9 protein-coding genes are annotated in these 12,950 nt (G+C 41.5%); 6 read left to right on the forward strand and 3 right to left on the reverse strand.

What is annotated here, in order from left to right; all coding sequences use genetic code 11:
• Positions 1 to 648: 648 nt before the first annotated feature.
• The 6 genes from DLM76_RS00515 (at position 649) to DLM76_RS00540 (ending at position 8,152) form a co-directional block, all read left to right on the forward strand.
• Positions 649 to 1,230 carry a hypothetical protein gene (locus DLM76_RS00515; RefSeq protein WP_147455769.1) on the forward strand — a complete coding sequence of 194 codons (582 nt, stop codon included), beginning with the start codon at positions 649 to 651 and terminating at the stop codon, positions 1,228 to 1,230.
• Between the two features lie 224 nt (positions 1,231 to 1,454).
• Positions 1,455 to 1,667: a heavy-metal-associated domain-containing protein gene (locus DLM76_RS00520; RefSeq protein ID WP_118956379.1), complete on the forward strand. Its 213-nt coding sequence runs from the start codon at positions 1,455 to 1,457 to the stop codon at positions 1,665 to 1,667.
• A gap of 16 nt (positions 1,668 to 1,683) precedes the next feature.
• Positions 1,684 to 2,133 carry a hypothetical protein gene (locus tag DLM76_RS00525; protein ID WP_118964087.1) on the forward strand — a complete coding sequence of 150 codons (450 nt, stop codon included), beginning with the start codon at positions 1,684 to 1,686 and terminating at the stop codon, positions 2,131 to 2,133.
• A gap of 2,173 nt (positions 2,134 to 4,306) precedes the next feature.
• Positions 4,307 to 5,395: a hypothetical protein gene (locus DLM76_RS21425; protein ID WP_147455770.1), complete on the forward strand. Its 1,089-nt coding sequence runs from the start codon at positions 4,307 to 4,309 to the stop codon at positions 5,393 to 5,395.
• Between the two features lie 110 nt (positions 5,396 to 5,505).
• Complete coding sequence (locus DLM76_RS00535) at positions 5,506 to 6,711, forward strand: putative Ig domain-containing protein (RefSeq protein WP_118964089.1); 1,206 nt, start codon at positions 5,506 to 5,508, stop codon at positions 6,709 to 6,711.
• 265 nt (positions 6,712 to 6,976) lie between these two features.
• Complete coding sequence (locus tag DLM76_RS00540; RefSeq protein ID WP_118956375.1) at positions 6,977 to 8,152, forward strand: AraC family transcriptional regulator; 1,176 nt, start codon at positions 6,977 to 6,979, stop codon at positions 8,150 to 8,152.
• 176 nt (positions 8,153 to 8,328) lie between these two features.
• On the opposite strand, the gene DLM76_RS00545 is transcribed toward DLM76_RS00540, so the two are convergent.
• The 3 genes from DLM76_RS00545 to DLM76_RS00555 all read right to left on the reverse strand — a co-directional run bounded on the left by DLM76_RS00545 (position 8,329) and on the right by DLM76_RS00555 (position 12,882).
• Positions 8,329 to 10,506, reverse strand: coding sequence for a copper-transporting P-type ATPase (locus tag DLM76_RS00545; RefSeq protein ID WP_241548153.1), 2,178 nt, complete (start codon positions 10,504 to 10,506; stop codon positions 8,329 to 8,331).
• Positions 10,507 to 10,711: 205 nt separating this feature from the next.
• Positions 10,712 to 12,118 (reverse strand): N-acetylmuramoyl-L-alanine amidase, encoded by a 1,407-nt coding sequence (locus DLM76_RS00550; protein WP_118964091.1) that lies wholly within the window; start codon positions 12,116 to 12,118, stop codon positions 10,712 to 10,714.
• Entirely contained in the window at positions 12,118 to 12,882 is a 765-nt protein-coding gene (locus DLM76_RS00555; protein ID WP_118964092.1) for a hypothetical protein, read from the reverse strand. The genes DLM76_RS00550 and DLM76_RS00555 overlap by 1 nt, the downstream gene beginning before the upstream one ends.
• Between the last annotated feature and the right edge of the window lie 68 nt (positions 12,883 to 12,950).

Genomic DNA, 12,950 nt, shown 5'->3' on the forward strand with positions numbered 1-12,950 from the left:
TCGGATGAATACATCCCATAACCTGAATCCATTTATCTTTCCTCGAGAATCAAACCGATCGATTCGTGATGACGAAATTGCTTCACGCCGATTCCCGATTCTTCTGAAAGGTTTCCGAGATTCGCATCGTTCACCATCTTCTCGTTTCGTTAGTCTGTGTATCGATTTTACGTAAGAAAAGATCGGATCGCACTATGGCCCCTGTTCGTTAAAATGATTTTTCCTTTTCCCCTTCCGAAGAGCCAAGGAATCGTGAGATAAAGCTCCCGTCTCCCGTTAAATGAAGAATCTAAAACCTTCTTTTTTCCAAAGTTTCGGCCCTCTCATTCTATCTCGGAAAATAAATTTTATATTTCATTCCGGATTTTAAAGCTTTCCCCTATGGGAAGGTTAATGAACCGGGAGCAAAAAAAATCTGAAAAATAAAAAAAATTAAAACCAGCTATTGACCTTACCCCTGTGGGAAGGTTTAAGATCAATGTTAAGATCGGATCGAACTAAAAATTATTCAAAATATGAATGATATGTTAGTACTTAATAATATTTTAAATTATTTAGAATCAGACAAACCGAGGATACAATCGGCCCCGATAGCCTGTCTCGATTTCTTAGAACCGTTCTAAAAATTTACTATGAACTGCTCGTAATATGAGATCAAAAGATACCAAAAGAATAATTTTTTTCGGACTCACCGGAAAAAAAACAGCTCCAGTTTTTCTGAATATGCTGGTAATTCTCTTATCAATGAGTTTCGGGTTATTTTGCGCAGAAGAAGCGGTAAAAACCGATTCCTTCACCGACCTATTCGATCTAATAGGTGGAAACCCCATTTCTCAACCGGAATCAAAAGCCGCAAGTCCTTTGATCCTAAACGATTTAACCGTGCAGACCACTGATTGGTCGTGTACACAAGGCACCCAAAAAATCGAAGTCTATTTTTCTTTTCGAAACACACCTCCCGCGCCAACTTCCGTAAAAGGATATCTCGGAAGACCCGGTATCATGACCCTCAGTACAGATGGGTTGACTGTGGATAATTTTATTTTGCAAGAATCAACGCCTAATCCGCTCTTTCCGGATCGGTTTATCTTCTATTCTCCGGAAACTTTTCAGCCTTATAAGATCATTGTAACTGCTTTCAATGCATTTGGAAAATCAGCTAAAGAAATTAATTCAGTTCCTCCAAACGATTACTGTCATGGAACGGTAAATACACCGGTAACAATTTAATACCTTTCTCTTTTAAATCTCTTCGTTCCTTTCTAACTTGAAAACAGATCCTGTGCTGCAGTCTCTTTTCTGAAACCTACGACCGGCAGGATGTCCAGAGATAGGATCGCGGAATCCAGTAAAAAAAAAGAAAAAAAATCTTTATCGGCTATTGACCTTACCCTCGTGGGAAGGTTTAAGCTGGATTACAAGATCGGCTTCAAAAGTCGCACAAGGAGAATCTTATGGTAGAATTTCAAGTAGAGAATATGACGTGCGGAAGTTGCGCAAATGTGATCAGCAAATCGATCAAAACAATTGACCCAAATGTTCAAGTTAGCGTGGATGTAGTAAGTCAGACAGTCCGAGTTGACAGTATCCTTCCTGAGAATAAACTCGCGAGTCTAATCGAAGAATGCGGATATCCAGTTTCTACAAGCACGGTAGTCGAACGATAACAGGAGAAACAAATCAATGAATCAAGTAAATCCAAGCTGCAAGATCAAAGCTACCTTTACTAAGGTAGCTTTTCCAAGAGTCGAAATTGCAAAGTTAGCGTTATCGATTACTCTTATTTTCGCAAGCTATAGCCTATTTGCGCACGGAGAACACGAAGCGGGTCCAAATGGAGGAACGATTCGGATGCCGGGCGGCTTTCATACCGAGCTAGTTCTATTAAAGGAGGGTTTGAAGGTGTATCTTTTAGATATCGAATTTAAAAACCCTTCAACAAAAAACGGCAAGCTTCAGGCAAAAATTATTCAAGGAAAATCAGAACAAAAGTTGGAATGCCAAACCCGTTCCGATCATTTTTTCTGTCCGGCTTCCAACGTTCCTAGTTCCGGTAAGATCATTTTGAAAGCGACACGAGAGAAGATGGAAGGTATTGACGCGGTTTACGACTTACCTTTAGTAAAAAAATAAGTGTACGTCAATCCCGGAATAAACAGTCTCTTAGATCGACTACATCGACTGGACTCGGTTTTCCAGTTGATGTGGACTCAATTTCCATGCAACATAGTTTCTTTTTGACATCGTCTTATGCAGCTGACGAGTTCCTTCAGAGCTATCCTTCAGGATTCCAAAAGAGAAAATCAGACGAACAAATATAAGACCCTAAGTGAATCGAAAAATATTTTAATGATTATTGAATCGTTTCGATTCTGTTAATTTATAGATTCGGAATATCGATTACGGCTCGCATTCATTTATTACTTAGAATTGGATCGAATTGATTTTAATTCAGAGAAACTATAGGAACTTTGTGGGAACTCCTAGGACAACACGCCTTGGAATTTTCAGGAATTTATTATCCTACTATTAAGTATCACTCACTAACATATATTTCGTACTTATGCATTCCAATAGATTAGAAAATTGAGTTCTCTTTATAATTATTAAACTCTTTTGTTTTTAAAAAACAAAACGAATTTTAAAAGCTACCTTTAGATTCTTCCCTTCGTTCGGCTATTCGATTCCGAGAAAATTGTTTTGTTTTTAATTTTTCAGCCATTTGCGTATCGATTTCGATTTCAAGGATTGATTCGAAATTTTGTCCTCTTGCGATAGCACAAGTAAAACAATAGATTCGCATCAAACCGAAGGATTTAGTATGCACTTTTTGGGTTAGACGATTTCGAAGGATTGTTCGGCCATGCCTTATTCTTAGGAAGCCAATTTCCCCTTTTCTCGATAATTCAAGGCATCCTAATCTATAAAGAGTGAATCCAAGTTCTTAAAATTAAACTAAGCTAAAGTCATCAAGTTTCTATTCCAAAGATAACTGAACATAAAAACTATGCATAAGTCTAATAAGCATAAATGTTGCATCCTTTTGCTTTTAACTCTAAGTTTATTTCTAGTTTCCAATTGCATCCGAAAACCCGACGGAAATCTTTTTATAGATACCATGATTTTCTCTAACTTTCTGACAAATGCTTTAACTCCAATGAAGCTTAGAGTTCAAGTAAAAGGTCTTGCGAGCGGTGCGAATTTTACGATCTCAAATCAAGATTCAGAAAGCTTAACCATTAGTAAAAACGGGGACTTCGAATTCCCAAAAATGAAAACGAAATATTCCGAATTTTCAATTTCGATTTTTTCCCAACCCGTTACTACGCCGAGCCAAACTTGCGTGATTACCAATCCTGCGGGAATTCTTAGTCCCAATCACAATACCGTCGAGATCAATTGTGGAACGAAATTTTTTCCCTTAAATCTTAACGTATTTGGAATTTCTACAGGAGCGACAGGAATTCTTTCGGTTCGAAATGGGTCAGTCGATACACTAAATATTTCCTCCGATGGGACCTATGAATTTTCGGCGCAAGTTCCGGATTTGGGCTCGTATTCAGCAACAATCTTAACAAGACCAAATATGCATGATTGTATCCTAGAACCGCTTCCCGCTTCCATCGGAACAATCAACGGGGCACCAGTTACGTTAAATGTAAACTGCTTAAGTCAAATCCATACTTTCCCTATCGACCAAACTGCAATAGGACCGAACGATAACTTGATTATCACTTTTTCGAAACCGCTTACACCCATGAGTTGTTCTTTCGTAGCCCCACCCGGAACTTGTTCGGCGGATTTAAGCGCTTCCGCCCTACCTTTGGTCCCAGCAGACTATAGCGGTAATAGGCTTACCGTTCGACCCAATGTGAACTGGAATGCAGGTCTTAGACAGTGCATACAGCTTGCTGGTTGTACGGAAGCCGGAACAAACCGCGTTTTTAATCCTTCGCGACCGAATAGCTACGCAGTTACGAATCAGATAAAATACGTAAGTGCGGGAGGCGCTGTCGCGGGCGCTTGTAATTCCGTTGCAACTGCTTGTGCTAATATACAATACGCCGTTTCACAGTGTAACGTTTTATCTTCTTGTTTTGTCTTGGTTTCTCAGGGAACTTATTCGATAGCAACAATTCCCGATAGGATTCTTTTGATCGATAGATTACAACTTTTAGGTGGATTTAGTACCGATTTTCAATCTCGAAATACCACAACGTTTCAGACGATAATACGGGACGATATAGGAGTTGGCGGGTGCGGCTCTAATGATGCGACATCTTGCACTCCGATTTCAGGTAGCGCCATGACTCTGAATTCCGACGTGCTTGTACAAGGATTTACGATCATCACCAATTCGAATAACAGAGTTTCAACCGGAATCCATCTGAACAACGTAGCTACAGGACCGAATTCAATCACGATCGACAATAATATCATTTTAGGTACGAATTCAGCGGCCCCCTATGCACTCATGATCGTAAGGTCGGGTATCTACGCATCAAACGTATCTCCATCTTTTCGCGCTACCGGAAATTACGTTTTGGGTGGTAGCGGCAATTCTATGTCAGTCGGCATGCGAATATTAAACGGAACGCAAGGGCTCATACAAAATAACCGGATCAGCGGCGGTTCGCATGTAAACATCAACGACGGCTTAGATTCTTCCATAGGAATTCTGATTAACAATACAGTGAACAATACGACTCAGTCTTTGGTAATTGCGAATAATATCATCAACGCATTTCATTTGAACGGAACACCGGCCGTTTCCACTACAACTTCTTTTGGAATCCAAGCGTTGTCTATCAACTCGCCTAATTTTTACGTTTTACACAACACCATCTATGGAGGAAACGGAGCTACTCGTTCTTACGGCATTCAACAGCAATCCACCGGATTTCTGAATGTAAATGTCGTTAACAATCAGGTCATTGCGAATTCGGCGGCGAGCAATCAGATTTGCCTAAATTATGGCACAAATAGTGTAAACACACTATCTAACGTCCGCGGGAATAACCTTTTCGGATGCAATATACCCGTTACGACCTCCGCCGGCAACTTCCGCTTTTGCGGTCCGGAGCCATCAAGTTTAAGAGATTCGATCTTTTGTATGACACCGATAACTAATTTAACCGCTTTGAATTTTAATCATGATCCCCTTTTCGCGACTCCGACAGGCAATCTGGACGTCATGTTATTGAATTCAAATTCAAGATGCGGTTCGGTTTACGGCGGAGTCGATCCAGGTTATCCGCTTCCGCTTTCCCAAGCCTACTTACGCGACATTCGAGTGTTAACTAGATCAACAAATATACCGCCTACTCCGGTTCCATCCGGATCCTTCGGTTATTCCATTGGAGCTTACGAATACGATGGCACATGCGTGCCTTAACAGGAACACATTTCGATTTAGGAAAAAGGATTGAATTCTAATTTTTATTGCCCAAGCAATAATATTTTAAGCAATATAAATCGTATATTAAATAGAAAGAAGGGTGTTGCATGAAGGATCTATTAAAAGAAACAAATTCAAAGTTTAGGATGGCAAATCGTTCGTGTCTTGAACCCGAGGAAGTTAAAACGATATCGCGGAAGTATTCGAAATATTTCCTTTTGCGCTTTAGTTCGCTCGCCGAGTTTTTATTTCTTATACATCTTTTATTATTCGGGATCGCTTTTTGCGAATGTCTTCCGAATGAAAAAGATAACGATCCCGCGTTAATGCTTTTGGGAGTTCCGCAGACTTCCGAAGAGTCGCCAAACAACGACGGATCTCCGCAACTTTCGTTTAACTATCCGACTTCGTCGTATCGACTTGTAAAAAATGTTCCGGTCGTTCCGATTAGTCCCGATATCCAAGGCGATTTGTCGAATTTTTCGATAACCCCGCCCTTACCGGCAGGATTAGTTATGAATCCGACGACCGGTACGATTACCGGGAGCCCAGCCTCCGCATTGCCGGTAACAACGTATCAAGTAACCGCATCGAATTCATCCAAATCGTTTACGGTTTCGTTAAATCTTTCGGCCGATGCATTGAATGCCGAAATTGAATCTTATATCAAAGCCCCGAATGCAGAAGTTTTTGATCAATTCGGAAAATCGATCGCAATCGACGGAGACACTCTTGTTGTAGGAGCTCCTATCGAAGATAGTAATCAGACTACAATTTCAAATTCTCTGGGACCAAATTTAACCCCGGCGGGAGACAACGACTCAGCCAACAATTCAGGAGCAGCCTACGTTTTTCGCCGCACAGGGAGCACTTGGGCTTTCGAAGCGTATTTGAAGGCTCCCAATGCAGAAAGCGGCGACCAATTCGGATACAAAGTTGCAATCGATAACGGCTTTATCGCGATCTCTGCCCCATTCGAACGAGGTGGAGGAGGAATCAGCCTTCACAATCCGCAACCCTCTTTTGGTCCAGCAAACGACAACGATTCGGCATTCAGCGCGGGCGCAGTTTATGTTTTTCGTAGGGATTCGAATGTTTGGGTCTGGCAGTCCTACATAAAAGGAAAGAACACGGAAGCAAGCGACCGTTTCGGGGAATCAATCAGCATTTCAGGTGAGCTTATCGCCGTTGGAGCAATGGGAGAGGATTCAGCCAATGCGATTATTTGCAACGGTGCAACCAATATACCAACGGGCGCAACGGATAACGAGGGAGCCGGCGGAAGCGGCGCCACCTATGTGTTTACGCGTTAAAATGATGAATCAGGATTTTGAAAGAGGGAAAAGTATGTTAGTTGTCTAAGAAATTGTTATAAACTAAAAAACTCTACTTCGATTCGATCGAAGAGGATCGACTTGCAACGAGATGCTCGATAAATTCGGAAAGATTTATCTATAGATCCAATCCGAAAATCGGAACCAAGTAGAGTTTTACGATCCGTATTTTCGATTTACTCGAAATAATTCAAAACAGGATTCAAAAGAATCTATATTTACTTTTTTTGTTTGAGAGGTTTCCATGCCCTGCGATATTTATTATGCAAGTGCGATTCAATATATTACATTAGGTTCCATTTATTATTTTAAAAAACAAAGGCCGTTCCAAAAGAAACAAGCTTTGATAGTAATATTCATCGGATTAAACCTGATAATTTTTTCGAGTCAGTCTATTTTTTCCAACCAGATGTTATCCTATATATTAAACTTTCTTTATTCCTTTTCTACGGTTTCCGGAACGATTTTGATTTACACTGTTTGCAAAGAATCGTTCGAATACTCCGAATCAAAAAAAAGAAAAAACACTCAATCGGATTTCAATCAGGAACTTGCTTTAATCGGCTGTATTTCTTTGGCATTAAGTGTGGCTTTGGTATATTTATGGTATAATACCGAACCCAAAATTCTCCCGAACCTTTTTTCGACTTTAAACGGTTTTTCGATTACCTTTCTAATCCTATACTGCTTGTACATTCAAGTTTATTTAAAAAATCATTACGCTCGAAAAGCTTTAAATTTGATGTATTTTCTGATCGCTTTAATAGCTGTCGAAAAACTCAAACTGATGATTCCGAATCCGTATTCTTACACGATTACTCTTGTCGGAGGAATTATCTACATTGTCCTCCCTATTTTTCTTTTCAGCAACTTACTTATAATTACTCCTCCAAAAAAGGAATTCGAGTCATTACCGAAATCTTTCGAGTTCAAAAAAGCGACCGGTATCGATCTCCTTGTCAACTTAGACAATGAAAAAATCATGTTTAAACTGTATGATCTATTCGTCCATGAGCGAATTTTCTTGGACGAAGATTTGAGACTTCCAACTTTGTCGGAAGAAATGGGCTTGAGTGTGCATCAACTATCAGCATTCATAAATCGTCATCTTCGAACTAATTTCAATACCTTCGTGAATTACTTCCGCCTAAAGGAAGCGATGTCTATGTTGATTGACGAACCCTCAAGATCGATTTTGTCCATTTGCATGGCCGTCGGATTCAATGGAATGTCCACTTTCCAAAGATTTTTTCTCTATGCGACAAATACCTCACCGAGCAGGTATCGTGAAGCCGTTGTAAATGGAGAGAAAATAGAATTCAGTCCGCTATTCCAACCCATCGCATTTGAAATTCGCCAATTCGAAGAGCAATACTTAAGAGAATGCGAACATCGTGCTATTTCTGAACTTACGATGTAACTTCAAATTCCAGGAAAGAATCTTCTAATATTGAATTTTCTTTTTAAGTAGCGGAGCCGGTTTTCCTATTTCAGTCGGTTTTCACAGTAATGAAAGGGCAAAAACTATATCGAATAGAAGTTGGTATGGGCATAAATACCTCTGATTACCGAATACCGGGCGCCGACCTTCTATTTTTATATTTTCTCTTTATAAAGTCTCAATGCGTTCGCTATTACGGAAACAGAACTTAAACTCATTGCGGCACCGGCAATCAGCGGAGACAATAAAATATGAAAGAATGGATACAAAACACCTGCCGCAATGGGAACGCCTAAGAAATTATAGATGAACGCGAAGAAAAGGTTTTGTTTAATGTTCCGCATAGTCGCATGGCTTAACGAAATCACTTTCGATATTCCTAATAAATCCCCTTTCACTAAAGTAACTCCTGCGCTCTGAATCGCGATATCGGTACCGGAACCCATTGCAATCCCAACATCCGCTTCTGTGAGAGCCGGAGCATCGTTAATCCCATCTCCGGCAACAAGGAGAACTTCATTTTTAGATCTAAATTTTTTAACGATGTCCCTTTTGTCTTGCGGGCTAAGACCCGCATATATTTCCGAAATCCCGACCTGATCCCCAACTTTTTTTCCAGTAGAAATCGAATCCCCCGTCAACATTAAAATTCGAATCCCGTACGTTTTCAATCTGGAGACGGCATCCTTGGTTGTGGATTTAATTGGATCGGTGACTGCGATGATTCCTAACCATCGTTTTTCATCAGCAACCCAAATGACTGTCTTCCCATTCAAAAGGAACTCTTCTTCTTTGGATTGTAATTCTTTGGCAATTGGTTCAGTGTTTATTTCCCATCCGGTTTTCTTACCTACAAAGACCGTAAGGTCTTCTATTTTTGCGCTGACTCCTCTTCCGGTTAAAGAAGAGAAATTTTGACTCGGGAGAAATTTTAAATTCGATTCTTCCGCTCTACGAACAATGGCCCTTGCAATCGGATGCTCACTCTTTTGCTCCAAAGAGCTCGCCAATTGCAGTAGATATTCCTCCTTTACTCCCATAACAGGGATTACATCGGTAACTCTGGGTCTACCCTCCGTAAGTGTTCCTGTTTTATCCGTAAAGAGTATGGTTGCTTTTCCCGTTTTTTCTAATGCTTCCGCATTTCTGATTAGAATTCCATTTCGTGCACCAATTCCGACCCCGACCATGATGGAAATCGGTGTCGCAAGACCCAACGCACATGGACACGCAATAATTAATACCGAAAGAGAATTTAAGATTCCGTTCGCAATGACCGGCTCCGGTCCGAAAAAATACCAAACGCAAAATGTGATAACGGAAATTAGGATCACGATCGGAACGAAGAAACCGGCGACCTTATCCGCAAGGGCCTGAATCGGAGCCTTCGACCGCTGTGCTTCCTCCACCATATGAATGATCTGTGAAAGGATTGTCTCCGCGCCAACGCGCTCCGCCTGAATAATAAAACTACCGGTTTGATTTGTGCTCGCTCCGAATACTTTATCGCGAACTCTTTTTTCAACCGGTATAGGTTCGCCGGTCAGCATAGACTCATCGACAAAACTAAAGCCCTCTATTACGACACCGTCAATCGGAATCTTTTCACCCGGCTTGATTCTCAGATGGTCTCCAATTTTAATCTCATCAACCGCAATCTCAATTTCTTTACCGGCTTCTATTCGATGTGCACTCTTCGGGGCCAAACTTAACAAAGCCTGAATAGCATCTCCCGTTCTACGTTGTGCCCGTGCTTGTAAATACTCGCCCAATATGACCAAAGTAAGGATCACTGAAGCGGCTTCGAAATATAACCCGATCTTTCCGTGCATTTTCGCCGTCTCCGGAAAGAGATCCGGAAATAAGATTGCAAACAATGAATAGCCGTAAGCAGATCCGACACCTATGGTGATCAAAGTGTACATATTTAGGTTTAAAGTTCTAAAAGATAAAAAACCCTTCTTGATTAGGAAAAAACCTGGTCCCAATAAGACGCTTGTTCCTAAAATTAATTGAATCCAACCGTTGAGACTCGTAAAGTTCGCAGATGTAAAATACATTTCCCCCATAGCCAAAAAGAACACGGGTATCGTTAGAAGTATTGAAGAATAAAGTTTGCGTCCTAATGAGCGCACTTCGGCTTCATCCTCTTCTTTGGAATTCCCTTTTTGTAATACGAGCCTCATTCCACAAATAGGGCAATCGCCCGGCTCGTTTCTTCGGATTTCCGGGTGCATACTGCAAGTGTATATTTTCGAATTTATGTTCGAGGATTCGGGTGGTAAATTTTCAACCGACTTTACAGAATGATGATGCATGTGTTTATGTTCCATACTGAAATCCTTATCCGTAAGATTTTACAACATTCAGTACGGTACAATCAAGCTAATTTGAATATTTCTACTTTTAAAGAGGAGTATAAACCTCCTCAATTTTCGCACATTTCAACAATAGACAGCGCCTACTTATCAATTAGAACGTAGACAAGGCGGTTTTAGAAAAGGACTATCCGATCCTAAAAATGTAAGAAAGGAATCTTCAGTCGCTCACGATCTGAAAGTAGTTTCCATTTTTATAATTTTCGTAACGCTTCCAATGGATCTTCTTGCCGACCGGAACGTAAGGATAATCCTGTTGTTTGATTTTGACACCGTGAACCAAAGAATAAATTCCCGCCGCAAGCGAAATCGCGACGTCCTTCTTCCGTTTAGTCATCAGAGTCATATCCTTTTCCTTGTCTATATAACCGATTTCTAAATAAGCCGAAATCGCGTTGATAAACGTAGGAAGCGCGTATGTGGACAAGTAAGGTTTATTGATCGGTCCGGGTTCGGGAAAGTCTTCGTCCGTTTTTCTTTTTCGCAAACCGTATTGAACGAAACGCATCAGTTCCGCGGAAGCGTAATGGTTGTCGCCTCCGAAGCCTTCTCTTCCGTCCTCTCTTCTCCAGAGTTCGGGCTCGGCCTTTTCTCGTTCCCAGAATTTTCCTTCCGCGACAAAGCTTTTATGAGTTTTCGAGTATCGCCCTTTACCGCCGGCCTTCGCCAATTCTTCCCAACCGGGAATGTCCTTGTATTTCCAACTAATCATGTTTTGGCGATACCCTTCGAACGCGGAAAGATCCGTTTTTTTACCGGACTTGTTCGGCCAATAACCGTGAAAGTAAATCCACGCGTCGGCGACGGCGTTTTCGAGTTTGGACCAGCCTTCTTTAAAGACCATCCACTCCGCCCAAGGAGAATCGTTGAACTTATCCTCGGAATATCTTCCTTCGGAGATTCCTTTCAAAACGTAGAAGGTTCTGTACGAAGGAGAAAGCACCGCGGCCATTCCGCCGGGATGTTCCTTGTAACTCGGATTGAGATGAAGCGACACGACAAGGTTCGGTTTTTCCTGATTGATAAACGAAATTCTCCCTTGTTTCATCTTTTTCGTTTTTTTATCGGGATAATCGAAAAGACGATACGGAGCGTTCGGATCTTCGTTGGCGGAATATTCGCGTTCCTCCGCGTTTCCCGTCCGTGTCATCACGGAATCGATTTTGATCCAGGGAAGATCGTCGTTCGTAAACGACTTCATATACGACTTGAACGTCTCGAATCCTTCCGGAGTTTTCGTTAAGTCGAGAATCTCCTTGAGTTCTTTAGCAAGTTCTAATACGACCGCGCGTTCCTTTCTTCCTTTGGAAGAAGCTCCGGCTTTATAGAGTTCCAGATATTTATCCGTGATCGGATCGTATTTATCGCCGTGATCCTCTTTGGGTTTGAGATCGACTCCTCCGTGTCCGGGATCGATCACCACTTTGAAGGTTTGAGCGGGAGTCGGCGGTGAAGAAGCGGTTTCAGGCGCTTCCTTTTCGGGACCGGCCAGAAGGACCGCCCCCGAAAACAAAAGGTAAAAAAGAAGAAAATTGTTAAACGAAGAGAAGTTTTGAAAATGCCTCACTATTTTTTCTGCGATTCCTTATCCGAGCTTTCGGAGTACACCATATTCCGATTGTCGCTCAGGTCTATCTTATATTTTTCGCGGACGTTTTTGCTTTCTTCTTCCGGTTTGAGTTTGCTCAAAATGGAAATCCCGTATTCTTTTGCGAGTCGAAAGTGTATGAGAGAATCCTTATATCTCGAATCCCTTCTCATACGATCCGCTTGAATCATCTGGTAATATGCGATCTGAAGTTTGTGGTGATTCGCGGAGATTTCGCGGCTGCGCGCCGTGACGGATTGTGCCGGTCCGTTTTGAGTCTGTTCGACGCTTACGATCGTATCCGCGCATTCTCCCAAAAGCTGATCCGTTCTTTTGTTGTATTGATCGGAGAACTTGTTGAAGAGTTTGTCCATGCTCTCGGAAGTCTCGCGCATTTTTCTTCCGGCCACGACGTATTGCCTTCTGTAATAATAATGCAGAGCGTCGTTGTATTGTTTCCAGATCGAATTCAAATCCTCGTTGGAACCCTGAACGCTGGAACCGAAATTTTTCGTAACGGTCGCGAGTGCGTAGATGTCGTTTTTTACTTTTTCTTTAAGAGAATCCAAGGTTCTCGCATAATGGAATTCTTCCAGATAATCGCCTTGATATTTGGGATCGTTAGCCGCGTTTGCAAGTTCGCTTCCCTTGCCTTCGTCTTTGGTCGCTCCGGATTGAGCCGAAACGGAAGCGGCGGTTAAGAATAAAATCACGATCGAAATTCGGAAACTTTTTAATGACATGCGAATCTCCTACGCGGAAGTATAGCACAGGGTTTTAAAACGCAACTCCTATTTTTGGAGCTTGCTTT

It is taken from the genome of Leptospira yasudae (genome assembly GCF_003545925.1).
Taxonomy (GTDB): Bacteria; Spirochaetota; Leptospiria; order Leptospirales; family Leptospiraceae; genus Leptospira; species Leptospira yasudae.

What these genes read in the sequence shown, in the direction of transcription:
- DLM76_RS00540 (WP_118956375.1), top strand. Translation starts at nt 6,977, where the DNA reads ATGCCCTGCGATATTTATTATGCAAGTGCGATTCAATATATTACATTA.
- DLM76_RS00535 (WP_118964089.1), top strand. Translation starts at nt 5,506, where the DNA reads ATGAAGGATCTATTAAAAGAAACAAATTCAAAGTTTAGGATGGCAAAT.
- DLM76_RS00515 (WP_147455769.1), top strand. Translation starts at nt 649, where the DNA reads ATGAGATCAAAAGATACCAAAAGAATAATTTTTTTCGGACTCACCGGA.
- DLM76_RS21425 (WP_147455770.1), top strand. Translation starts at nt 4,307, where the DNA reads ATGACTCTGAATTCCGACGTGCTTGTACAAGGATTTACGATCATCACC.
- DLM76_RS00525 (WP_118964087.1), top strand. Translation starts at nt 1,684, where the DNA reads ATGAATCAAGTAAATCCAAGCTGCAAGATCAAAGCTACCTTTACTAAG.
- DLM76_RS00555 (WP_118964092.1), bottom strand. Translation starts at nt 12,882, where the DNA reads ATGTCATTAAAAAGTTTCCGAATTTCGATCGTGATTTTATTCTTAACC.
- DLM76_RS00545 (WP_241548153.1), bottom strand. Translation starts at nt 10,506, where the DNA reads ATGGAACATAAACACATGCATCATCATTCTGTAAAGTCGGTTGAAAAT.
- DLM76_RS00520 (WP_118956379.1), top strand. Translation starts at nt 1,455, where the DNA reads ATGGTAGAATTTCAAGTAGAGAATATGACGTGCGGAAGTTGCGCAAAT.